The following is a 23,422-nucleotide window of genomic DNA, read 5'->3' on the forward strand; positions in this document are numbered from 1 at the left end:
CACCCTCAATCTAAAAGTATATAGAATCTATCTTTTCGCCAAGCCTGCAGCAGTCTCAAGGACAGCCTTGCCGTCCATCATTCCGTACTGAATGGAATTGATGACTTCGACCGGTATACCCTGCGGCTCAGCAATCGCTTTCATATTTTTCAGCAAAAACCTTACTTGAGGACCGAGCAAAACAACATCCGCCTGTTTCATTTCTTCTTTTGCTGCGTCACCGGAAACTGCCCAAATTTTTGCTTCAATCCCTTGTTCCGCTGCTGCTTTTTCCATTCTTGTCACTAGCATGCTTGTTGACATTCCTGCTGAACATACAAGTAAAATATTCATGGTTTCCCCTCCATTTGTTTTTCTCTTTCACTTATTTATAATGCAAGTCCTGTGCCAACTCTTCAATTCTCTTATTTATCAAGCCAGTAGGATTATTGTGTTTTATTCATTTAAGAGTGTGTTGGTTTTAAAAGCAGCAGTGTGTTAAGTCTTTTTTGCTTAGTGTGTAATTTGCTCTTATCTTTGTGTCGGAGAATAACCGGGGATTTTCAGGAGGAATAGATTCATTGTTTTATGAAGGAGTTAAGGTTTTGCGAATACTAAAAGCCTAATTTCTCTGAATGTCATGAGAGAAATTAGGCTTTCGTTTCTTCTAATTATTTGTTCAATTGAAAGTGAAACACTTTCTATAAATTCCCGATTGAAAGAAATTTTGTTTCTAAGTATGGCTCGATGCCTTCCGTACCGCCTTCGCGTCCAAGGCCGCTTTCTTTCATTCCGCCAAACGGCACATGTGCCGCAGAAGGAGCACCATCATTCCATCCGATAATGCCAAAATCTAAATGTTCGCTTAAATAGGTTCCGATTTTGTAATCATTGGTAAAGAAATACGCAGCAAGTCCGTACGGCGTACTGTTCGCAATTTCTACAGCTTCTTCAATTTCTTTAAAACTCAAAATCGGCGCGACAGGACCAAATGTCTCTTCCTGCATGATGTTCATGTCTTCATGAACGTTTTGCAATACGGTAGGATAGACAAAGAAATAACCCTGTTCAATGCTTGCATGGAATTGATTTCCCGTAAGTACCTTCGCCCCTTTATCAAGAGCATCATTGATTTGTGAAACAATCTTGTTAAAACCTTTTTTATTGATAATAGGACCTATTTGAGTATCTTCATCCAGACCGTTGCCTACTTTTAATTCTTTTACTTTCTCTGTTAGTTTTTGAGAATAGTCTTCAAGAATATTCTCATGTACTATAATACGATTGGCACATACACATGTTTGTCCTGCGTTTCTGAATTTAGAAGCAATGGTTTGCTGGACAGCGAAATCAAGATCCGCATCCTCCGCAATGATGAGAGGAGCATGTCCGCCTAATTCCATCGTGACATGTTTGACCGTATCGGCACTGTTTTTGATTAAGGACTTTCCTACAGGAGTAGAACCTGTAAATGTAATTTTTCGTACATATTCACTGGAAGTAAATAAGTCTCCCACTTCTTTGCCCTCACCGATCACATATTGAATGACATCCTTTGGGATCCCTGCTTCATGTGCAAGTTCAATTAACTTAATAGCGGTTAAAGGTGTATCTTCTGCAGGTTTCACAATAAAGGTACAGCCGGCTGCCAGTGCCGGGGCTGCTTTTCTGGTCATCATTGCTGCCGGGAAATTCCACGGGGTAATAGCAGCTACTAAACCTATAGGCTGTTTGCTCACGATAATTCGTTTTGTTTCTGAAGACGCTGGAATGGTACGGCCATAGATGCGTTTGGCTTCTTCTGCATACCAGTCGATATAGCTTGCGGCGTAGTCGACTTCACCTAATGATTCTTTTAGAGGTTTCCCGTTCTCTAAAGTCATGACTTCAGCGATTTCGCTTTTATTTTCCTGTATTTTTCGTGACCATTCTTTTAACAATCTTGATCGTTCATGAGCATTTATTCTGGACCAGCTTTTAAAGCTTTCATGCCCTTTTTTTATTGATTGTTTAATTTCCTCTTCAGAATGGATGCTTACTTCTGCAATCATTTGCCCTGTAGCAGGATTATTTACTTTGAATGATTCCGGCATTCGTATTCATCTCTTTTCTATTTTCTTTTAGACTTGTGAAATATAAAGCAGCTCCTATTAAACACCATACAGCAAGGATGATCCATTCCATCGGCCAGACAAGAGCAGAAGGCATTCCGGGCAAATAGAAACTTAAAAAGACGAGGCTTAATATGATAGCAAGAGTTCCTGCTGTTTTCCAGTATTTCACTTTATATGGACGTTCTAAATTCGGTTCTGTTTTCCGAAGTTTTAAAAAAGCAATAGACACGATCAAATAGCCGACAACAATTCCAACGCCGCCTGCATTTACAATCCAAACGAGTGCCGGCCTGCCTAAGAAAGGGGCGATGAATGCCAGTACACCCAGAAAAAGAATGGCGTTTGTCGGAGTTTTATATTTTGGATGGATATGAGCAAACCATTTAGGAATCATATCCCGAATGGCCATCGCATAGAGAATCCGGCTGCCGCCGATAATAAAGGCGTTCCAGCTTGTGACGATTCCTGCTACGCCGCCAAGGACAAGAATGGTGCCAAACCATTGATTCCCGAATAAATTCACCATGGCATCAGCTGTAGCTAATTGGGAACTATTAATCTGTGACTCTGTTAACCCCGTTGAAACCCCAAATACTATAAATAAATAAAAAACGACCGAAGTGATAATTGAAATGATCAAGATACGGCCAATAATCTTCGGTGGAGCGTTAATTTCAGAAGCGACCTGCGGAATGACATCAAAGCCAACGAATAAGAATGGAATCATAACCAATACGGCCATCGTACCTCCCGCTCCGTTCTTAAAAAGAGGCTCAAGGTTAGCTGTATTCCCATTTTTAATGGCTCCAAATACTAATAGGAGTCCAACCGCGACAATGGCAACAGTAAAAACAGACTGGAAAATGGCTGCCGGTTTTATCCCAAAGTAATTTAAAGCCGTTAAAAGAACAGCACCAACAGATCCAATCAGGGCCCAGGTTAAGTAAACATCCCATCCCCCCAATGTCCAAAGAAATACTTGATGCTGCACGGGATAAATATAATCTAAAACGGTAGGAAGCGCGACGGCTTCGAAGGTGATAACAGAAACATAACCAAATAAAACGGCCCAGGCAGCTACAAATGAACTCCGCTTCCCAAAAGCACGCAAGACGAAAACCAATCCTCCGCCGGTTTCTGGAATAGCTGCTGCAAGCTCTGCATAAGTTAAGCCAATGAAAATAACTAATAGCCCGCCAACCAAAAAGGCTATGATGCTTCCTAAAAATCCGGCTTTAGATACCCATTCACCTGAAAGAACAACCCATCCCCATCCCAGCATGGCACCCATGGCTAAAAATAAAACATCTACCTTCGACATTGACTTCGAAAAACTTTTCTCCATCTAATTCCTCCCTTCTTTTCTTGAAAAATTATTGAAACGCATCTTTTAAAATTGTCATCCCTTTTGATAATTCCTCATCCGTAATCACTAATGGCATAAGGAAACGAATAACATTGCCTTTTAAACCAGCAGAGAGCAGCAATAAGCCATTTTCATTTGCGTACTTTACAATTTCGGCTGTCTTCATTTTATTAGGCAGCTTATTTGTGCGGTCTTCCACAATTTCGACTGCAACCATAGCACCTAAACGGCGAATATCTCCCATGTATTCATGTTGTTCATATAGTTCATTTAAAACGTCTTCAATTTTTTGTCCAAGCAGTTCTGCCTTTTCCGCCAATTTTTCTTCTTCCATAATTTCAATAACCGCCAACGCAGCAGCGCATGCGACTGGACTTCCTGCATATGTGCCTCCGAGTTCTCCCGGATCGGCTACATTTAACATCTCCATTTTGCCGACGACACCGCTTAATGGCAAACCGGCTGCCAATGATTTTGATACCGTCATTAAATCAGGTGCCACATTAAAATGCTCAATGGCAAATAACTTGCCTGTTCTTCCAAACCCCGTTTGTATTTCATCTGCTACGAAGACAATTCCGTGTTCCTGACAAAAATCATATACGGCTTGTACAAATTTAACAGGAGGGATAATAAATCCGCCCTCACCCTGGACAGGCTCCATGACGACACAAGCAACTGTTTCAGGTGCAACAGCGGCAATGAAGAAGTCCTTAAACTCTTCTATCTTTTGATTGATATACGCTTCTTCCGTCATTTCATTTGGCTTTTGATAGAGATAAGGAAATGGGGCTTGATAGATTTCTGGAGCAAACGGTCCAAATCCAAATTTATATGGTTTTACTTTGCTTGTCATCGTCATTGTTAAATTCGTTCTTCCATGATAACCGCGGACAAAGGAAACAACAGCTTGTCTCCCTGTATAGCGCCGGGCTATTTTGATTGCGTTTTCCACAGCTTCAGCACCTGAATTAAATAAAATAGCCTGCTTGTCAAAACTGCCTGGAGTGATGCGGCATAATTTTTCTGCCAGATTAATATAGCCTTCATACATCATCACATTAAATCCCGGATGCAAAAATTTATCGACTTGGACTTTTACTGCCTGGGTTACTTTTGGATGACTATGCCCTACATTCAAAGTGCCGATCGCACCTGCAAAGTCTATCCATTCATTCTGATCAATATCTGTAACTGTTGCACCGGAAGCATATTGCGCAATGTTCAAGTTCCCATTGCTCACACCTTTCGGGATATACTTCCTTCTTTTCTCTTGTAATTCTTTAGTAGTTGAGTGTGAAGTTATCATAATTATCCCCCTTATCAGAATTTATTCATAATTATGATAACTATCTGGTATAATGAAAAGTACCAAAAAGAAAATATTTTAGGTACCAGATAAGAGGGATATACATGATTTACTTTTCAATCGATAAAAAAATGGATACCCATTTTATTTATCAGCAGATTTATAAAGCGATCAAGGCCAATATTCTAGAAGGAAGAATGAAGCCTGATGATAAGCTCCCGTCTAAAAGAAAATTTGCAAAACAATTAGAGGTCAGTGTCAATTCAGTAATGAATGCCTATGATCAATTATTGGCTGAAGGATATATTTATCCCATTGAAAGAAAGGGTTATTATGTCGAAAATATAACCCAGTTTATTGATCAAAGAAAATCAGTGAAAAATGCATTGCCGGGTGATTTAAGGGAATGTATTTCCGGCAGCGATGATAGATTATCCCTTTCTCATATGACCTCAAGCTTATCTTTATTTCCATTTAAAGAGTGGATGCGATCTCAGGAAAAAGCCATTAAGAATCACACAAGAGAGCTGTCTGAAATGCCCCATCCTCAGGGGCCTTACATAGTAAGGAAATCGATTTGCCAATTGATCGCTTTAACACGAGGGGTAATATGTGAGCCAGAACAAATTGTGATTGGTGCAGGTACAAAAACATTAGTCCGACAATTAATGGAGCTCCAGAAAAAAGAGACTATCATTTCCATGGAGGATCCTGGATACTCAAGACTCTATCATTTACTGAAAAAGATGGAATTTGATATCCACCCTGTAAAAATGGATACAAAAGGGATTGATGTTAAAGAGGTGGAATTGTCTAAAGCGAATTTTGCGGTAGTGACGCCCTCGCACCAATTTCCTACCGGTAAAATCATGGCGATTTCCAGACGCATTGAACTATTAAACTGGTCGATTTCTTCTGATGACCGGTACATTATCGAAGATGATTATGACAGCGAATTTAAATATAAAACGGATCATATTCCCTCTTTGCAAAGCTTAGATCGAAATCAGCGTGTCATCTATACAGGCACTTTTTCCAAAACCATGTTTCCTGGGCTGCGGATCAGTTATATGGTGCTTCCGCCCAATTTATTAAGAGAACATCGCAAGTCTTATGCTGATTTAATTCAATCCAGCAATACACTGAGCCTATTTACGATGTATTACTTTATAGAAAGCGGCGAATACATCCGTCATGTTAAAAGGATGAATCATCATTATGAGATAAAGAGGAAAACGTTAATCAAAGAACTGCAGCACCGATTTAAAAATAAGGTTTCTATAGAAAATGTCCCCGCCGGGCTTCACTTTCTTGCACATTTTAAAACGGAACTGGATTACGGGGAAATTGAAAAAAGAGCAATCGAAGAAAACCTGGAAATCTATACAATGAGGCGTTTTATGCTCAAACACAGTTTAAAAGAAGAAAACAGAATCAGTCTGGTTCTCGGATTTGCCAATATTCAAGAGGATAAAATAAAAGAAGCGGTGAATCGGCTGTATCTGATATTTTCCTAGATGTTTTTAATTTCAACTAAAAAAATCCAAATCAGATGCGATTTGGACTTTTGCTCATTATAAGCCTAGAGTTCATTTTTTTCTTAGCAAGCTACTTCTTTAACATGGCAGTAATTTCTGGCACCTTTACTTCCTTGGCAATTGAACGGGCAGTTTCATCTTCGCTTGTGACATAATCAGGATCTGCCCCTGCATCCAGCAGAAGTTCAACCATTTTCACATCTCCCTCATATACAGCAGCAGTAAGCGCTGTTTGCCCATAGCCGTCTTCTAGATTGATATCGGCATTTTTCTCAATAAGCATTTCAGCCAAATCAAGATTGCCTGAGTAAATGATATCTACAGTAGCCAAATCTCCATTTTCTGAAATGATGTTTGGATCTGCCCCATGTTTAAGGAGCAGCTCAACCATTTCAGTGTTGATGATCAGCTCTTCTTCATACTCATCTGATGGTGGATAACTTGCATACATAAGCGGAGTCATGCCAAATGCATCCTGAGCGTTTACATCTTGACCATCTTCTATTAGCTCTTCTGCACGCTCTAAGTCATTTTCTGACGCTGCAAGCATAAGCTGGGTTGTTTCCTCGCTGTCCAGCATAAAATCACTGTAAAGGCTTGTGTCAGCAAGCCTTTGGATTAAATATACGCTTGATGCGCAGAGAAGCAAGATCAATGCAAGTGCCCCTGCTAAACCCGCTTTAAACCATGCAGTCGTCTTAAATGAGATAGATGGATCATGCTCGCCAAATTTCACATTTAATTGATGAATCCGCTTTGGCAGAACAGGGTGTGTAGATAATTTTTCACTAAACCAGACAAACAGGTTTTTTTCGCGGCTGCTTTCTTGCAGATAATCAGTCTCGTTAACATGTTTATATAGCACTGAACCAATAGCAAGGACAGTCAATGCGCGTTTTGAGGCATCCAGGTCTTCCGTGTAATAATGAGCAATGGCATCACACGTATACTCGCAGGCTCTTGAATAGGCGCTGCCGAGGAACGGCACCCAGTTTCCAAACAGAACGAAGAGATTTTTTAATAGATGATTTCTTTTAATATGTGCAAGCTCGTGCGCAATCACAAAATCAAGTTCTTCTTTTCCTCCCTTTACGTGCAGTTCGGCTAATCCCGAATAAAGTACAACCATGTTTCTCCCCAAAAACCTTGTCGCAAACGCATTCAGCATTCCCTCCGATTCAATGATAAAAATATCGGGCAGCTTCTTCATTTCCATTTTAACTGCAAGATCATTCACCTTTGTATAAATCTCAGGAAATTGATAAGGGGTAACCTTCACTCCATTGCCGCGGATCATTCCGATTGAAAGCAAATGAGCAATGAGCGGGATCAGTATAAAAGGAAGTAAAATTAAAAGTCCGACTCCCGTGAAGATAAATAATAAATACATCGGGATACTGATTAAAAGCAGGATAATAAAATAAATATGTTCTTTTCTGTGTATATGCTCTGACATTCGACCCTCCGGATATATGTAATTTCTATATGCGATATGAACTATCCTATTTTACCTATTTTTACGCTTGATTGAAAGGTCATTCTTTTATAGAAAAGCAGAAAAAGAGGACGATGTTTCGTCCTCTTTTTCTATGCATACATCTGCTCTTCATCTTTCCGGAAAAACCCTTTCATCGCGTGGAACACATCGACTTTTTGCTTGAGGATATAGTGGCGGAATCTTTCATCAGAGATATTCTTATAAGCGGACATTAAAGTAGAATGGCGATTGTACTGATTAACTTCCCCGTATCCAAACATGTTTGAAACCTTCATCAGTTCTCCCACCAGCTTGACGCAGCGGGCGTTGTCAGATGTTAAATTATCTCCATCTGAAAAATGGAAAGGATAAATATTAAAGCGGCTCGGCTGGTACTTTTCTTCAATAATTTCAAGTGCTTTCCGGTAAGCAGATGAACAGATCGTTCCGCCGCTTTCCCCTTTTGAAAAGAAATCTTCCTCCGAGACAACCTTTGCTTCTGTATGATGGGCAATAAATTCAATTTCTACTTTTTCATACTTGGAGCGTAAAAATCTTGTCATCCAAAAGAAAAAGCTTCTCGCCATATACTTTTCCCAAATACCCATTGATCCGCTTGTATCCATCATCGCTAAAACAACAGCGCGTGATTCAGGCTTCACAACTTCATTCCACGTTTTAAATTTTAAATCCTCAGGATAAATCGGATGAAACTTTGGTGCTCCTGATATCGCGTTGCGCTTATAGGCAGAAAGCATTGTTCGTTTTTTATCAATATTTCCCATCAAACCTGTTTTTCTAATATCATTAAATTCAATATTTTCTACAACAATCTGGTCTAACTCTTTTCTCTTAAGGTTCGGCAGCTCAAGCTCTTTGAACAGCGCCTCCTCTAGCTCCATCAGCGAAACCTCTGCTTCATAATAATCCTCGCCAGCCTGATCGCCTGCTCCCTGCCCTTTTCCGGGACCATTTGCATTCTGCTGAGAACCATCTCTTGCTACAACATCGCCGACTTTACTGTCTCCATCTCCTTGACCAACATGTTTGTTTTTATCATAATTGTATCTGATTTTATATTCATCCAGTGACCTGATCGGAATCTTAACGACATCTTTACCGTTTGACATCACAATATTTTCTTCTGTAATAAGATCTGGCAAATTGCTGCGGATAGCTTCCTGAACCTTCTCCTGGTGACGTTTCTGATCATCGTGGCCTTTGCGATGGAGGGACCAATCTTCATTCGAAATGACAAAATTGCGCCCATTTCCTTCTATCATCTTATTTTCTCCCCCTCCAAAAAAAATTTTGGAATAGATTCACCAAACTGCACCTATTTACATAAAATAGCTTTGGGTCTAGATTCGGTATTGTTTAGATTACTCTATCCTATGCTGAAAAAAGAGATAATTGACAAATAATTAAGAAAATTAGACTTGTCCGTTTAAAAAATAGACAAGTTTCATTATGTATATTTATTGAAGCCATGCTTGGGTTTATTCAGAAAAGCGAATTAATATGGCCTGTCATGTGAAGCCTGGTTTTATATATATGCATCCTTTTATAATCAAGCTATGTCATAGTGTAAAAAAGGACAGAAAAAAACTCTCTGACAGTCACATCAGAGAGTTTTTATTTATTATGATCTTCATGCTGAGCAGGATCAGGTTTTTTGCCGCTTTTTTTCACTTCCTGATTTGTTTTCATATGCTCCATGATCTTCGAATGCTCTACTAAATCCTTCATATTGCGCACCATTGAACCGTTTTCTGTTTCTGTTTCATTTTTTTTCGTCATGGTATGCACCTCCAGTATTATTTTTACTTTTCCCGATATTATCCATATTGAAACCTGAAGGTGATATGCGAACTGGATTAAGGTTCTTGGGCCAGCATGGGGGATAATAGACAAACCCTGGATCCGCGCTGCCTAAAGTACGTTTCTTCTGCTTGAATCGGGGATACAGCCGAAAATGGAAATCTTTCAGCCTTTTTTTCGTTTATTACCGCCGGTTTTCAATACCAGCCAAACCCATTTACAAGTGAAAAAGCCGGGCACATTTGCCCGGCTTTCATTTACCGATTTAACAGACTGCCTACATAGCGCAGCAGGTCATTTGCAGATGTTGAGTTATAGCCGTGCTCATCGATGAGTCTTTTCACAACTTCATTGATCTTTCTCAGCTGCTGTTCATCCGGTGTTTTTGAGGACGTTGTAATTTTCACTACATCCTTCAGATCAGCAAACAGTTTTTTCTGAATGGCTTCGCGAAGACGCTCATGAGAGTTGTAATCAAATCGTTTTCCTTTCCGGGCATAAGCAGAGATTCGGATTAAAATTTCTTCCCTGAATGCTTTTTTCGCATTTTCAGAGATCCCGATCTGCTCTTCAATTGAGCGCATCAGTTTGTCGTCCGGATTCATTTCTTCCCCCGTCAGCGGATCGCGGATCTTATTTTTATTGCAATATGCCTCCACATTATCCAGGTAGTTATCCATAAGCGTTATGGCAGACTCCTCGTAAGAATAGACGAATGCCTTCTGCACTTCTTTCTTCGCAAGATCATCGTATTCTTTTCTTGCTACAGAGATAAAGTTCAAGTAGCGTTCGCGGTCTTCATTTGAGATGGATGCGTGCTGATCCAATCCTTCTTTTAAAGATCTGAGGACATCGAGTGCATTAATAGAAGGAATTTCTTTTCTGATGATGGTCGAAGAAATTCGGTTGATGACATACCGCGGATCAATTCCGCTCATTCCTTCATCTACATGTTCCTTTTTCAGCTCCTCTACATCGACGTTATTGTAGCCTTCTACATTCTCGCCATCATACAAGCGCATCTTTTTTACGAGATCAATGTCGCCACGCTTCGGATCCTTCAATCTCGTTAAAATGGTAAACATAGCCGCAACACGCATCGTGTGAGGTGCAATATGAACATTTGCTACATCACTTTCCATAATCATCTTTTCATAAATTCTTTCTTCTTCAGAAACTCTTAAGTTATAAGGAACAGGCATCACGATAATCCTTGAATGGAGTGCCTCGTTTTTCTTGTTGGAAATAAAGGAGCGGTACTCGGTTTCATTGGTGTGCGCCACTATGAGCTCATCGGCAGAAATTAAGGCAAATCGCCCTGCTTTAAAATTGCCTTCCTGCGTAAGAGACAGCAAGTGCCACAAGAATTTCTCATCACATTTCAGCATCTCCTGAAACTCCATCATCCCGCGGTTTGCCTTATTCAGCTCGCCGTCAAAACGATAAGCCCGGGGATCAGACTCTGAACCAAACTCCGCAATGGTTGAAAAATCAATGCTACCAGTCAAGTCTGCAATATCCTGTGATTTCGGATCAGACGGGCTGAACGTTCCGATTCCTGTCCGCTTATCCTCTGAAAAAAAGATCCGCTCAATCCGCACATCTTCAATGCGGCCTCCGTACTCCTGCTCAAGTCTCATCAGGTTTAGAGGCGACAGATTCCCCTCAATGCGAATACCGTATTCCTGAAAGAAATCTTCTCTTAGATGGTGGGGAATTAAATGCAAAGGATCCTCATGCATTGGGCAGCCTTTAATCGCAAACACAGCACCGCGATCTGTCAGAGAATACGTCTCAAGACCTCTTTTCAGCATGGTCACAAGCGTTGATTTACCCCCGCTGACAGGACCCATAAGCAGCAAAATCCGTTTCCGGACATCTAATCGCTTAGCTGCCGGGTGGAAGTACTCCTCTACAAGTTTCTCAAGCGACTCTTCAAGTCCAAACAGCTTATGATCAAAGAACTTGTAGCGCCTTGATCCGTTTTCTTCCTCTATACCGGCATCTTTGATCATATTGTAAACTCGTGAGTGAGCCGATTGTGCAACCCATGGTTTCTCTTTTAACATCTCTAAATACTCAACGAAGGTTCCTTCCCACTTCAGTCGCTGTTCATCTTCTCTGTACTTTTCAATTTTTTTTAAGATATCCATAAGGACCTCCTCCATCATTGGTGATACTTGAGCGCGATTAATACACTTTATGCAAGGATGTCCTTTAACATTCTCTTTTTGTATAGAAAAGCGGAACCGACTGTTTAGCCCCGACAGGCAGATAAGAATTCACCGGAAAAGTCCGGTTTTGACTTTTTCGGGGAATTTGTTCTGACCGAGGGGTTAGGAGGCGGAGCTGGACAATGAGAAAAGCGGAACCGACTGTTTTGCTCCGACAGGCAGATAAGAATTCAATAAAAAAAGCATGCCCCTGATAACGGCATGAGCCCGCCATACGGTCAAAATGACGAATTTTACGGTCAATTTTTAAAATCGTACGGCCGATTATGAATTTTTTTCGGCCAGGATACGTAAAACTTCAACTACTTTACGGCCGATTTGTCCATCCTATCTGCAGATATACCGGTGATTCAGCCTTTCCCGCATAATATGAATAAACGAATCTATCCAAGGGCCTTTAACTAAATAAGATCCATTCAAATACCTCTTTTTCTAGTAAAATCGCTGCCCTTAATAGTGACAGATAAAACCCATTTGATTATCTAGCTATAATCGAAGTTTTATTAGCGGGAATTGAAACTTTAGTAGCCGGATTTTAAAAAGATTTAGCCGGTTTTGGAATTTATTTAGATTTTCTAAATTTTGATTTAGCCTCGATTTTCCGATATGATCTGCAGATGAACGTTTCGATTCTAAATATCAATTTTCTATTCGAAAATATTCATTATTAGCCGGTGAATAACATCATGATTGCCTGCAGATCTCAAAAAAAGATAATTCAGGAAATCTTCCCATTTTTATTCACATGATATTTGGGATAGGATATAATAGGACTAGCTATGTAAGGGTCATCATTTACATATAAGGGAGGAATCAGCACGATGAAAACGGCATTAGTTTTAGGGGTATGCATCACTTTCTTAGTTTCTATATTCACTGCTGGATACAATGATAAGCCAGGCTTGAAAAAATAAACATATAAAAAACGACCTGAGATTCGCTTCTCAGGTCGTTTTTTTGAGTAATCCTGGATAGTTCTGCTGCCTTAACGCTTCATAAATTAAAATCGCAGCGGTGTTCGATAAGTTCAGGGATCGTACATTTCCTGTCATCGGCAAACGCAGACATCTTTCCAGGTTTTCTGCGATTAAGTCTTTCGGAAGTCCTGTTGTTTCTTTCCCGAAAACAAAGAAGGTATCTTCCTCATGGTTGCTGTAATCAAATGTTGTATGCGGTTTTTCTCCGAATTTCGTTATATAGTAGAATTCGCCCTGCGGATATGCTTCAAACAGCTCATCTAAGGAATCATGATAAACCACATTCACATATTCCCAATAATCTAAGCCCGCACGCTTAAGCATTTTGTCATCCGTTGAAAAGCCAAGAGGACGGATTAAGTGCAGCGTTGTATTGGTTGCAGCGCAAGTGCGTGCAATATTTCCTGTGTTTGCCGGAATTTCCGGCTGATAGAGTACGACATGTAATGCCACTTTCTTCACCTCATCAAAATCTGTTACCCGTATTATACCACTGTTTATTTTTTAGAACCCGAATCATCCTCGATATGAAAAAATTTATACTTAATGTTCGGTGTGTAAGCTGTTGAGTCTTCATAATCCCAATAACGCATTCTGCTGTTGTACGTATTTGCATTCACAAGAGGCATGTTTGCCTGATCCTTCGCGACAACAATGGTTGTATGATCAAACCTGCCATCGCCTTGAAAATCGTAGCAGATGACATCCCCCGGCATTAACGCTTCTGGTGCTCCCACTGATTTCGCCCTTAAACCTGTTTTAGAATTACCGAGATGCAGGGTGAGAGAATGGGCAACCGTCCAGCTGTAGCTCCAGATATTGTTCTGCATCCACCACCCGGTTGATCGCCCCGGGTACCCTCTCATTGGAGCTCCGCCTGCATGAAGACACTGAGAAACATAGTTCGTGCAGTTTACATCGAAATTTTTAAACTTGGGATTGTGGGTGTTCCACCATCTCTCGGCATATTGAACGGCAGCAAGTCTGTCGTAAAAGAAAGATACTCTTTCATTTGAAGAATCATCGCTTTCAGCAAAAGTTTCATCATACTGATGCTCTACCTTATAGTCTCTGATGATTGTTCCATTTTGAAATACAGCGATACGGTCTTCCGTTTTTTCTTCAAGATAAAAGGATTCCTGATCTTTATGAAAATACTTATAATGACACTTGTAGGAAACACGCTTCTCCCGTTTAGATACTTTTTCGATATGCTGCAATTGAACGGAGGCATTTCCTTTTACCATCTCGACATTCCTGTTTTCGAGAATCTTTTTTTTCCGCAGCAGCACTTTGCTGTCTTCTATTATATCAAGTTCTTTAGCACGCCGATTGTTGATTAGCAGCTCTAACTTAGCTTTTATTGCAGCTGAAAGATTATTTTTCATCCATGCCTCACCGCCATATTTGTCTTTAGTAAGACCATATGAAAGGAGATTGGCAAGTATGAAGCTTACGCATCTATAAGCGATATTCCTTTTTTGATTTCTTTCCGGACTTCTTCGTCTTCTTCAAGCTGAAGGGCTTTTTGCAGGTCGATCAGACTATCTTTTTCACCAATTGATCCGATTGCCCATGCAGCCGTTCCGCGAATGACCGGACGCGCATCTTTGTGCATCAGCTGTATTAATTCCGGGATAGCGGTTTGGTCCTTAAAGTGCGCGAGTGCAATAATCGCGTTTCTCTGAATCGGTTTTTTCCCTCTCCATGACCCTGATACATGTCCAAACTTCTCTTTAAATTCCCGGTTGCTCATGGTAAGAAGGGGTTTAAGCTTCGGCTTTGCAATCTCAGGGTCCGGCTCCATTTCTGCATGAAGATGAAAATCCTTGCCTTTGTTCTCTGGACATACTGTTTGGCAAGTATCACAGCCATATAAACGGTTTCCAAGCTTCTTCCGGTATTTATCTGCTAAAAAGCCCTTCGTCTGCGTTAAAAAGGCGATGCATTTAGTAGAATCAAGCTGGCCGCCCTGTACAAGCGCTCCTGTCGGACAAGCATCCACACAGATATTGCAGCTGCCGCAGCGGTCTTCCATTGGTGTATCCGGCGAAAATGGGATATTTGTGACAATTTCGCCCAAATATACATACGAACCAAATTCTGGAGTGATGATCGCGCAGTTTTTTCCGCTCCAGCCAATTCCCGCTCTCTCTGCCACAGCCCGGTCTGACAGTTCCCCTGTATCAACCATTGACTTAAGCTCTGCATTTGGAACCCGCTCTCGAATATATGCCTCGAGCTTATTCAGACGATCCCTTAACACATGGTGATAGTCCTGTCCCCACGAAGCTCTGCAGAAGATACCTCTTCTATCTTCCTTCGTGCTTCTTGGTGCATTCTTCAGCTTGGATGGATAAGCAAGCGCAATGGAAATAATCGATTTCGCCCCTGGCAGAAGAAAATCGGGATTTGTCCGCTTCTCAAGATCAGGCTCTTCAAAACCGGAATGATATCCTTTTTGTTCGTGAACAATCAGCCGCTGCTTCAGTTCATCAAATACAGACGCCTGTGCAAACCCGATTTTATCAATGCCAATGCTCTTGCTGAATGAAAGGATATCCTGTTTAAGCTCTACATAATTCATGTCCTGCACCTCCCTTCGGTTTATATTTTCGAAAAGACATTATCTTATATGGTAAAATAAGTACATTAAAAAGTGGAGGATAAAATGATGGAAATTTCTATAAGCCCTCAAATCAAACAGCATTTTCCTGAGTTTAAGATGGGCGTTATTGAGTATACAGCAATAAGTGTAGCAGAATCCCCGCAAATGCTTAAAGGAAGAATGCGGCTCTTCCAGGAATCAATCTTTTTTGAAATGGAAGACAAAAAAGTACAGGATCTAAAACCGATTCAGGAATGGCGAAGCATTTTTAAAAAGCTTGGCGCAGATCCAGGACGATATCGTCCTTCAAGCGAAGCGCTGTACCGAAGAATTCAAAAGCAGCAGTATCTTGAACCAATCCATTCAGCCGTTGATTTAAATAACTTCTTCTCCCTGCAGCATCAAATCCCATTCGGCATTTACGATATCGATAAGCTGTCCGGGAATATTGAAATCAGGGTTGGCAAGGAATCTGATGCTTATATGGCCATCAATGGACGGGATGTATCCATGAACGGAAAACTGCTTTCATCAGATGAGACAGGTGCCTTTGGAAGCCCTTATGTGGACTCAAAGCGGTCTGCTGTCACTGAAGAAACTTCAAACGCGCTTCACTTGATCTATCTCCAGCCAAGCATGAATGTTGAAAATGCGGATGAAATGTTATCATCATTAACAAAAATGTTCCTTCAGATTCATGGCGGGGATGGAAAGTACAGTTTAGTAAAATAATGCAGCGGACATAGTAGCATTCCCTCCCTGATTTGCAGGGAGGGATTTAGTTTTTAACATATAAAAAACGCAATGCCTCGTTTGTCAAAAAACGAAACACTGCGTTGTATATGTATGGAGCGGGTGATGGGAATCGAACCCACGACATTAGCTTGGAAGGCTAGAGTTTTACCATTAAACTACACCCGCAAAAGGTAACAAAGATAGTATAGCAAAAAATGAACCCTTCTTCAACATAAAAAATCACATTTTGTCGAAATTACGATAAAGAAAAAACAGGAATTTCTGCTTTTTCTCTATCATCAATTACGGTTTAGAAGTCAGGGAATGCCGGTATTCATTTGGTGTAATCCCAACTTGTTTTTTAAACACCTTACTGAAGTACTTTTCATTTTGATAGCCTACACCATAGGCCACTTCATATATTTTTAAATATGGATTCTCAAGCAGCTTTTTTGCTTTTTCCATGCGGATATTTGTCAGATAATCTGTTAGTGTTGCATGATAATCCTGTTTGAATTTCCTTGAAATGTATTCACGGCTTAAGAAAAACCGATCGGCAATATCCTGGAGATTGATATCCTCCTGATAATGCTGCTGCAGGTATTCTTCAATTTGCTGCATGTTGTTTTTTTCTTTCTGATACTTCACATTAGAGAGAAATTTGATTAGCTGACCGAATTCTTTTTTCTTTTCTTCTTTGAACTTTTCAAAAGAAAAAGAACCGTCTTCCTTCCAATAATCCGTACCAGAATAAAAAGCCGGATGATGATGGACCTCATATTCTTTGATCCAATTGCTTCTCAATAAGTCAAATTGATTTTCCCATAGTTTAATCTGCTCTAATGACAGCGTATGATCATTGATCAGCTTTGTGAAAATTTGATCCAGCTGTATTTCCGCCTGGGCAGCACTGCCCGATTTAAGCGCCCATTTCAGTTCGTTTGAAAAATCAAACAGATGAAGAAGCGGCTTTAAATCAACCTCATTACTTGTCACAATCTTTTGCTTACTCAATAAATTATGTTTTAAATATACTTGCTCAGAAGAATCATAGGCTTCGCTTAAATCAATCGATCTTTTTCCCAAAGCAAGAATACAATTGATTTTATAAGATTGATAAATGAAAGCGCTGATTTCTTCTGAAAGATAGGTTACATTCTTATTCTTCCAAAAGAGGATAACGAGCTCTTCTTCCTTATTAATGTTCCGGAAACACACACCGTCATTCTGTTTTCTTAATAATCCGCTGCACATGTTTGAAAGGGCAGAATAGGCAAGCTCATAATTACCCTGGAATGATTTCATGACAATTGATTTTATTGGAAGGATGGCAGCTGTTTTTTCAGCGAGCGTCATTGAAATGCCAAATTCTTTTTCAATTTTCTCTTCTGCTGATTGCGGTATTTCCTTTTTTGTACAGAGACCCGAGAACAGCTGGTCCCAATAGAGAGGCTTTACTTCATTCATAACCCGGCTTTCCTCAGCCTGAGAGTTTCGGGAACGGGCCTGCTCTTTCCATTCTGTCACGGCCCGTTCCAATGTTTCATTTAAGACATCCGGCTCAATGGGCTTTAATATATAATCAAAGCTCTTGTAAGCGATGGCATTTCGCATATAATCAAAGTCATCATATCCGCTTACGACAATCGTTTTGCTGCCTAAATCAGAGGAATAAAGCCATTTTAACAGACTTATTCCATCTCTTCTTGGCATACTCATATCCGTAAAAATAATTTCCGGCCTGTGCTTTGTGATCAGCTCTACCGCTTCCTCGCCATCCTCAGCCTCAAGAATGGTGTGAATTCCATGCCTATCCCAATCCGCCAATAAAAGCAGACCTTCACGAACATGCTTTTCATCATCAATGATGATTGCTTTCATTTCCTTCACCTTCCATCCATATAGGCAGCCTCATGGTTACCATAAAGCCTCCTTCTTCTTGGTTTTCAAGCTTTAAATCAGCTTGCAGATTATAATAGAGCTTTAGCCTGACATACACATTTTTCAGCCCTATATTTGTTTCTTCTCCTTTTTTATTCAATGCATCTGCTTTAAAATGCTCATATATCTCATTTAACCTGTTTTCCGTCACTCCGATTCCATTGTCGCTTATTTTCATGACAAGCTCATCGTTTTCCCTGTAGCATCTTAGCCGGATGCTCCCGACACCTTCACGAATATCAAACCCATGTTTAAAATAATTTTCAATAATCGGCTGCAAAATCATTTTAGGAACCTGAACCTCTTGAACGTTTTCATCGACATCTACTGTGTAATCAAGATTTTCGCCAAAGCGTTCCTTTTGCAAAAGAAGAAACGCATTCGTATAATTTATTTCTTTACTCAAAGGAACTAAATCTTCCTCCATGTTCATTCCATATCTCATGATTTTAGATAAGTGCGTAATTAAGGAATAAATTTGCGGAACTTTATTTTTTAAAGCAACTGTACCGATTGATTGCAGCGCATTGTATAAAAAGTGCGGGTTGATCTGTGATTGCAGCACTTTTAGCTGATTCGTCTTGTTTTCTAGTTCAAGCTTATATTCACGGGTGATCAAGTGATTGATCCGTTCAATCATTTGCTGAAACCTGTATCCGAGAATGCCGATTTCATCTGAACCAAAGGACTGAACCGGAACCTTCATATTTCCTTTTTCCACTTGTTCAATATTTTGAAGCAAAATTCGGATAGGCGATGTGATTTTAAATGAAACAAACAGGGTAGCTAATACAACCAATGATAATCCAATAACCCCAAATAGAATATTAATTTTGGCTACACTATAAGCACTTTCATATAAGATATGATATGGAACCCTTTTCACTAAAATCCAGCCTCCAGAAGAAGCCGAAAGCTGATCGTACATCATCACTCCATTAAAAGAGTCTTCCTTCCACTCCATTGTTCCTGAAGATTTCTCTGCTCCCAGAACGCGGTCAATCCATTTATGATCATTTTGATTGTCGGAAATATCTGTATTCGAGCTGTAAATAAGCTCGCCTTCTGATGATAATAGATAGAATTCTTCTGTATCACGATTATATAAATTTCTGCTTAAATCGATTATCTTATCAGGTGAAATCCCAAGTGTAATATAGCCAAGAACATCATTGCCAGGAACATTCGTCAATGCCCTGTGGATCTTAATGATGTCTCTTGCTCCTCTTGTGTTGTTCTCGTTGCTTTCATAGATTGGTTCAATATACATGTTATAAGGACTGCGTTCTGCACTGTTGAACGCTTCATTCCTGGAATCTTCTATACTTGAGGAAAAAACAACTGTGGAACGTTTCGTCGCAGAAATAACCCGGTCATCCTTTGCAAATGAAATTTTCACTTCATTAATGGTATCCGCTGTATAAAGAATTGTCTGCATCACATTTTTAACAATTCCTATGGTTAAATAATTATTCTCAGTATCCGGTGATCTCATATAGTTAATGAAATCAGGATTATTGTAGAGTGAAAGAGTTAAACCATTCAGCTCATTAAGGTAGCTCTCGAGGTTAACCTTGCCCTGATACAGCAAATTGCTGCTTTCCTGGACGACTTGGTCCTCCATAGAGCCTTTCGTATATAAATAGGTAATAATGATCGAACTGCCAAAAGGCACAATTGTCGTAATCATTAATAAAACAATTAGTTTATTCCGGATGCTTTTCTTCAGCATGGGGACGGACCTCCCAGGTCTTACTTAACCTTTAGTATATAGTGAGGTTCATACTCTTAAAAGGACTTTTTTGAATCTTCCTGCAAATACCTCAAAGAGCGGAGGCGCCTATTTTTACAGAGGGTCCAGGAGACTGTGCTGAAGTCATCAAATAGCGTAAACAATAGAGGCTGATGAACCTGGTTATTAGCGAAAATCACTATCTTTTTAGAGGAAATTCCATTTTTATTAGCTGAATTTCTAATTTTATTATCCATTTTAAGGTTTTTTATAGATTTCGAACTTTTTATTTCATCCGTTTGCTGCTTTTTAAGCAGATATTTTTTAACTATTATCTGAAATAACCTTTTTATAGCTTAAAGCCTCTTATCATGAGCAATTATGAAGCGGCAAAAAAAAGCATGCCCATAAGGCATGCTTTCTGCTGCTATCATTATTTCAAGTTATCCCAAGATGTCTGGAATCTCTCAAGCAGTGTATCATAATCAATTTTGCCTGCAGCGTATTCCTGAATAGCTGCTGCGAATTCTTTATTCGCTCCATCCGGCCATTTGAACCAAGTCCAAGGAATTGTTTTTTCTTCCTTAGAGTAATCAAGGATTGATGTTCCCAGATCACCAAGACCTGCTGGCTCAATGTTATCAAATGCTGGAATGAATGCAAATTCTTCTGTGATGAAGCGTTTACCAGTTTCAGAAGAAACCATCCAGTTTAAGAATGTTTTAGCTTCTTCAAGGTGCTCTGAGTTTTTATTCAATACCCAGTTATTCGGAACGCCTACAGGAAGTTTTCCTGCACTATCATCATTGCTGATTGGAATTGGAAGGAAGCCCATGTTGATTTCAGGATTGATTTCAGTGATCATGTTCTCAGTCCAGTTTCCTTGTTGAAGCATTGCTGTTTCACCAGAAGCAAACAGTGTAACTTGAGTATTGTAATCTGTTGTTAATGGATTATCGTTTGCATATTTAAGCTCTGTGTCTAATACTTCTTTAAATTCTTTAAACTGCTTGTTGCCTGGGATTTTCTCAGAACCATCATATAATCCAGCGATAAATGCTTCTGGATCTTCTTGCTGAGCAAATGGAATGTTAAGTAAATGCTGTCCAATTACCCACCACTCGCCATAACCGGCAGAGAATGGAGTGATCTTTTTAGCTTCAAGCTTTTTCGCAGCGTCTTTTAATTCGTCAATCGTTTTAGGCGGCTCTGTAATACCCGCTTTTTCAAATAAATCTTTGTTGTAAACAAATCCATATCCTTCAAGGTTTACAGGCATACCATAAAGCTTGCCGTCTGCATCTGTCATTGGCACTTTTCCGATTGGAAGAACATGCTCAACCCATGGCTCGCCTGATAGATCAGCTAACTTTTCTTTCCAAAGCTCTAATTCTTTAAATCCGCCGTTGTTGAAAATATCCGGCTCTTCACCTGAAGCGAATTTTGCTTTAAGCGCAGCACCGTAATCAGCACCTCCGCCAACTGTTTCAAGCTTTACTTTAATGTTTGGATGCTCAGCTTCGAATTCTTTAATCATCTCTTGAAGCTGATCAGCAATTTCAACCTTGAACTGGAAGAAATTAAGCGTTACTACTTCATCACCAGACTTAGAATCTCCGCCTGACTCCCCATCTTTAGCCGTTTCCTTAGAAGAACAGCCAGCCATAATACCAAATACGAATACTAAAGACATACATAATAACAGAAAGCGTTTCATTAATGGATTGACCTCCTTGATAACTATAATATTATATAATTTTCTGCACCCATTAACATCCAATGAATGCAGAAACTTTATATTTACTTGATTGAGCCAGAAGCAATGCCCTTGATAATGTGCTTCTGTAAGAATAAGAAGAAGATGACGACTGGTGTAATACCAAGCACTAACGCGGCAAGACCCATATCCCACTGCTTCGTATACTGAGCAAAGAATGAGCTTGCTGCAAGCGGAATCGTCCGCAGCTCTGCATCCTGGAGAACCAGCAATGGAAGCAGATAATCATTCCAGATCCATAGCGTGTTCAAAATAACGACTGTGACAGTAATCGGTTTTAGGAGAGGGAAAACAATTCTCCAAAATACTCCGAACTCGCTGCAACCGTCTATTTTCGCTGATTCTTCAATTTCCACAGGAACTGTTTTTACGAATCCATGATATAAGAACAGCGACAGCGGAACACCAAATCCAAAATACATCATGATTAAGCCTGGAATACTATTTGTTATCCCGAGCGTACCGCCAAGCTTCATAAGCGGGATCATGACCGTCTGGAACGGGATCACCATGGCAGCTACGAAGAGAATGAATAAAATCTTGCTGAACTTTCCTGGCGTGCGGACCATTTTCCACGCAGCCATCGAACTTATGATAACTAAACCAATGTTACTGAAAACTGTAATCACAAGGGAGTTCCAGAATGCACGAGGGAAGTTGATGATCTCCCACACCTTGGCATAGTTAGAAAACATGAATTCCTTCGGCCATGCTGCAGCATCAATGAGGATTGCCGCAAACGGCTTGACTGAGTTGACCAGAACGAAGTAAAACGGGATAAGGAAAATGAGCGCGACGGCAATGGCTATTATCTCTAATATAAACGTCCTGCTTGTATACCGGTTACCCATTAAGCCTCAACCTCCCTCTTCTTCGTCATCATAACCTGAACTGTAGTAAAGATTGCAACTACTACAAAGAACAGAATGGACTTCGCTGTACCTAATCCATAACGATTGTTCTGGAAGGCTTCCTGATAAATATTAATCGCTACAGACTGAGTTGAATTGAATGGCCCTCCGCCTGTCAGGGAAATATTCAGGTCAAAGATCTTGAATGCCATCGAAATCGTTAAGAACAGACAAATCGTAAATGCCGGTAATATTAAAGGAATAATGATTTTTGTTAAAAGTGTGAAGCTTGATGCACCATCCATTTTCGCAGCCTCCAGCAGGGAATTATCCACACCTTGAAGCGCTGCAATATAGATGACCATCATATAACCGCTGGTCTGCCATGCAAATACGATGACAATTCCCCAGAACGCTGTCGTTTCATCCCCTAGCCACGGCATTTTGAAAAATTCGATGCCCGTCATGTTCCCGATCGAAGCAAACCCTTTTACAAAAATAAACTGCCAGATAAATCCGAGCAATAACCCGCCGATCACGTTAGGAATAAAAAACACGGTCCGCAATATGTTCTTGGTTTTAAGCGCAGCATTTAAAATCAATGCAAACGCAAAACCTATTAAGTTACTAATAATAACAGCCGCAAACATAAATTTCGTCGTAAACATAAAAGAATTAAAAAAGGCCGGATCGTTCGTAAAGATTTTCTTATAATTTTCAATTCCAACCCACTCAACAGCCGAGCTGACTCCATTCCATGAAGTAAATGAATAATAAAGACCCATTAAGAACGGAAGAATCTGAATAACTAAGAAAAATAAAAGTGCCGGTCCAACAAAGGCAGCGTATGTTAGTAAGCTCTTATACTTAAATTTCTTTTTAGGTACTGCCTCCAAATGAGATTTTGTGCTTACCGGATTCGTTTGAATTTTCGTTTCCAACCGTATCACCACCCCTTTTATT

The 23,422-nt window shown here is 40.1% G+C and carries 18 protein-coding genes and 1 tRNA gene; 2 read left to right on the forward strand and 17 right to left on the reverse strand.

All coding sequences use genetic code 11. The annotated features are described in order from the left end of the window. Window positions 1–27: 27 nt before the first annotated feature. From QFZ72_RS25120 to gabT, 4 genes are all read right to left on the reverse strand, one after another. A complete protein-coding gene (locus QFZ72_RS25120) occupies window positions 28–333 on the reverse strand; it encodes a PTS sugar transporter subunit IIB (RefSeq protein WP_307438842.1) in 306 nt (101 codons plus the stop codon). 347 nt (window positions 334–680) lie between these two features. Then, on the reverse strand, window positions 681–2,072 hold the full coding sequence (locus QFZ72_RS25125; RefSeq protein ID WP_307438844.1) for an NAD-dependent succinate-semialdehyde dehydrogenase: 1,392 nt from the start codon (window positions 2,070–2,072) through the stop codon (window positions 681–683). Next, window positions 2,047–3,438 carry an APC family permease gene (locus tag QFZ72_RS25130; RefSeq protein WP_307438847.1) on the reverse strand — a complete coding sequence of 464 codons (1,392 nt, stop codon included), beginning with the start codon at window positions 3,436–3,438 and terminating at the stop codon, window positions 2,047–2,049. Before QFZ72_RS25130 ends, QFZ72_RS25125 begins: the two co-directional genes overlap by 26 nt. Before the next feature lie 28 nt (window positions 3,439–3,466). After that, window positions 3,467–4,768 carry a 4-aminobutyrate--2-oxoglutarate transaminase gene (gene gabT, locus QFZ72_RS25135; protein WP_307438849.1) on the reverse strand — a complete coding sequence of 434 codons (1,302 nt, stop codon included), beginning with the start codon at window positions 4,766–4,768 and terminating at the stop codon, window positions 3,467–3,469. Window positions 4,769–4,872: 104 nt separating this feature from the next. On the opposite strand from gabT, the gene gabR reads away from it, so the two are divergent. After that, entirely contained in the window at window positions 4,873–6,285 is a 1,413-nt protein-coding gene (gabR, locus tag QFZ72_RS25140) for a MocR-like transcriptional regulator GabR (RefSeq protein ID WP_307438850.1), read from the forward strand. 91 nt (window positions 6,286–6,376) lie between these two features. Here gabR and QFZ72_RS25145 read toward each other — a convergent pair whose 3' ends face one another. The 7 genes from QFZ72_RS25145 to queG form a co-directional block, all read right to left on the reverse strand. Then, entirely contained in the window at window positions 6,377–7,762 is a 1,386-nt protein-coding gene (locus QFZ72_RS25145; RefSeq protein WP_307438851.1) for a M48 family metallopeptidase, read from the reverse strand. Window positions 7,763–7,893: 131 nt separating this feature from the next. Further along, on the reverse strand, window positions 7,894–9,066 hold the full coding sequence (gene yhbH / locus QFZ72_RS25150) for a sporulation protein YhbH (RefSeq protein WP_307438853.1): 1,173 nt from the start codon (window positions 9,064–9,066) through the stop codon (window positions 7,894–7,896). 352 nt (window positions 9,067–9,418) lie between these two features. Further along, window positions 9,419–9,583 carry a hypothetical protein gene (locus QFZ72_RS25155; protein ID WP_307438855.1) on the reverse strand — a complete coding sequence of 55 codons (165 nt, stop codon included), beginning with the start codon at window positions 9,581–9,583 and terminating at the stop codon, window positions 9,419–9,421. Window positions 9,584–9,861: 278 nt separating this feature from the next. Continuing rightward, window positions 9,862–11,757, reverse strand: coding sequence for a PrkA family serine protein kinase (locus QFZ72_RS25160; RefSeq protein WP_307438857.1), 1,896 nt, complete (start codon window positions 11,755–11,757; stop codon window positions 9,862–9,864). A gap of 1,025 nt (window positions 11,758–12,782) precedes the next feature. Continuing rightward, window positions 12,783–13,268, reverse strand: coding sequence for a tRNA (uridine(34)/cytosine(34)/5-carboxymethylaminomethyluridine(34)-2'-O)-methyltransferase TrmL (trmL, locus tag QFZ72_RS25165; protein ID WP_373464639.1), 486 nt, complete (start codon window positions 13,266–13,268; stop codon window positions 12,783–12,785). Window positions 13,269–13,312: 44 nt separating this feature from the next. After that, window positions 13,313–14,203 (reverse strand): amidase domain-containing protein, encoded by an 891-nt coding sequence (locus QFZ72_RS25170; RefSeq protein WP_307438861.1) that lies wholly within the window; start codon window positions 14,201–14,203, stop codon window positions 13,313–13,315. A 65-nt stretch (window positions 14,204–14,268) separates the two neighbouring features. Continuing rightward, window positions 14,269–15,402: a tRNA epoxyqueuosine(34) reductase QueG gene (gene queG / locus QFZ72_RS25175; RefSeq protein WP_307438864.1), complete on the reverse strand. Its 1,134-nt coding sequence runs from the start codon at window positions 15,400–15,402 to the stop codon at window positions 14,269–14,271. 87 nt (window positions 15,403–15,489) lie between these two features. Between queG and QFZ72_RS25180 the strand changes: the two genes are divergently transcribed. After that, the gene (locus QFZ72_RS25180) at window positions 15,490–16,155 is read left to right on the forward strand and encodes a B3/B4 domain-containing protein (RefSeq protein WP_307438866.1); all 666 of its coding nucleotides are present in this window, start codon (window positions 15,490–15,492) and stop codon (window positions 16,153–16,155) included. 115 nt (window positions 16,156–16,270) lie between these two features. Here QFZ72_RS25180 and QFZ72_RS25185 read toward each other — a convergent pair. The 6 genes from QFZ72_RS25185 to QFZ72_RS25210 all read right to left on the reverse strand — a co-directional run bounded on the left by QFZ72_RS25185 (window position 16,271) and on the right by QFZ72_RS25210 (window position 23,400). Continuing rightward, window positions 16,271–16,344 (reverse strand) — tRNA-Gly (locus QFZ72_RS25185). A gap of 117 nt (window positions 16,345–16,461) precedes the next feature. After that, on the reverse strand, window positions 16,462–18,039 hold the full coding sequence (locus tag QFZ72_RS25190; protein WP_307438868.1) for a response regulator transcription factor: 1,578 nt from the start codon (window positions 18,037–18,039) through the stop codon (window positions 16,462–16,464). Further along, on the reverse strand, window positions 18,020–19,831 hold the full coding sequence (locus QFZ72_RS25195; RefSeq protein ID WP_307438870.1) for a sensor histidine kinase: 1,812 nt from the start codon (window positions 19,829–19,831) through the stop codon (window positions 18,020–18,022). Before QFZ72_RS25195 ends, QFZ72_RS25190 begins: the two co-directional genes overlap by 20 nt. Window positions 19,832–20,264: 433 nt before the next feature. Continuing rightward, a complete protein-coding gene (locus QFZ72_RS25200; RefSeq protein ID WP_307438873.1) occupies window positions 20,265–21,548 on the reverse strand; it encodes an ABC transporter substrate-binding protein in 1,284 nt (427 codons plus the stop codon). Between the two features lie 83 nt (window positions 21,549–21,631). Next, window positions 21,632–22,459, reverse strand: coding sequence for a carbohydrate ABC transporter permease (locus QFZ72_RS25205; protein ID WP_307438876.1), 828 nt, complete (start codon window positions 22,457–22,459; stop codon window positions 21,632–21,634). Next, a complete protein-coding gene (locus tag QFZ72_RS25210) occupies window positions 22,459–23,400 on the reverse strand; it encodes a carbohydrate ABC transporter permease (RefSeq protein WP_307438877.1) in 942 nt (313 codons plus the stop codon). The genes QFZ72_RS25205 and QFZ72_RS25210 overlap by 1 nt, the downstream gene beginning before the upstream one ends. Between the last annotated feature and the right edge of the window lie 22 nt (window positions 23,401–23,422).

The organism is Bacillus sp. V2I10, assembly GCF_030817055.1.
In the GTDB taxonomy this organism is placed as follows: Bacteria; Bacillota; Bacilli; order Bacillales; family Bacillaceae; genus Bacillus_P.

Excerpts from the sequence above, each read along its gene's own strand:
- QFZ72_RS25120 (WP_307438842.1), bottom strand. The coding sequence starts at position 333 with ATGAATATTTTACTTGTATGTTCAGCAGGAATGTCAACAAGCATGCTA.
- QFZ72_RS25125 (WP_307438844.1), bottom strand. The coding sequence starts at position 2,072 with ATGCCGGAATCATTCAAAGTAAATAATCCTGCTACAGGGCAAATGATT.
- QFZ72_RS25130 (WP_307438847.1), bottom strand. The coding sequence starts at position 3,438 with ATGGAGAAAAGTTTTTCGAAGTCAATGTCGAAGGTAGATGTTTTATTT.
- gabT (WP_307438849.1), bottom strand. The coding sequence starts at position 4,768 with ATGATAACTTCACACTCAACTACTAAAGAATTACAAGAGAAAAGAAGG.
- gabR (WP_307438850.1), top strand. The coding sequence starts at position 4,873 with ATGATTTACTTTTCAATCGATAAAAAAATGGATACCCATTTTATTTAT.
- QFZ72_RS25145 (WP_307438851.1), bottom strand. The coding sequence starts at position 7,762 with ATGTCAGAGCATATACACAGAAAAGAACATATTTATTTTATTATCCTG.
- yhbH (WP_307438853.1), bottom strand. The coding sequence starts at position 9,066 with ATGATAGAAGGAAATGGGCGCAATTTTGTCATTTCGAATGAAGATTGG.
- QFZ72_RS25155 (WP_307438855.1), bottom strand. The coding sequence starts at position 9,583 with ATGACGAAAAAAAATGAAACAGAAACAGAAAACGGTTCAATGGTGCGC.
- QFZ72_RS25160 (WP_307438857.1), bottom strand. The coding sequence starts at position 11,757 with ATGGATATCTTAAAAAAAATTGAAAAGTACAGAGAAGATGAACAGCGA.
- QFZ72_RS25170 (WP_307438861.1), bottom strand. The coding sequence starts at position 14,203 with ATGAAAAATAATCTTTCAGCTGCAATAAAAGCTAAGTTAGAGCTGCTA.
- queG (WP_307438864.1), bottom strand. The coding sequence starts at position 15,402 with ATGAATTATGTAGAGCTTAAACAGGATATCCTTTCATTCAGCAAGAGC.
- QFZ72_RS25180 (WP_307438866.1), top strand. The coding sequence starts at position 15,490 with ATGGAAATTTCTATAAGCCCTCAAATCAAACAGCATTTTCCTGAGTTT.
- QFZ72_RS25190 (WP_307438868.1), bottom strand. The coding sequence starts at position 18,039 with ATGAAAGCAATCATCATTGATGATGAAAAGCATGTTCGTGAAGGTCTG.
- QFZ72_RS25195 (WP_307438870.1), bottom strand. The coding sequence starts at position 19,831 with ATGCTGAAGAAAAGCATCCGGAATAAACTAATTGTTTTATTAATGATT.
- QFZ72_RS25200 (WP_307438873.1), bottom strand. The coding sequence starts at position 21,548 with ATGAAACGCTTTCTGTTATTATGTATGTCTTTAGTATTCGTATTTGGT.
- QFZ72_RS25205 (WP_307438876.1), bottom strand. The coding sequence starts at position 22,459 with ATGGGTAACCGGTATACAAGCAGGACGTTTATATTAGAGATAATAGCC.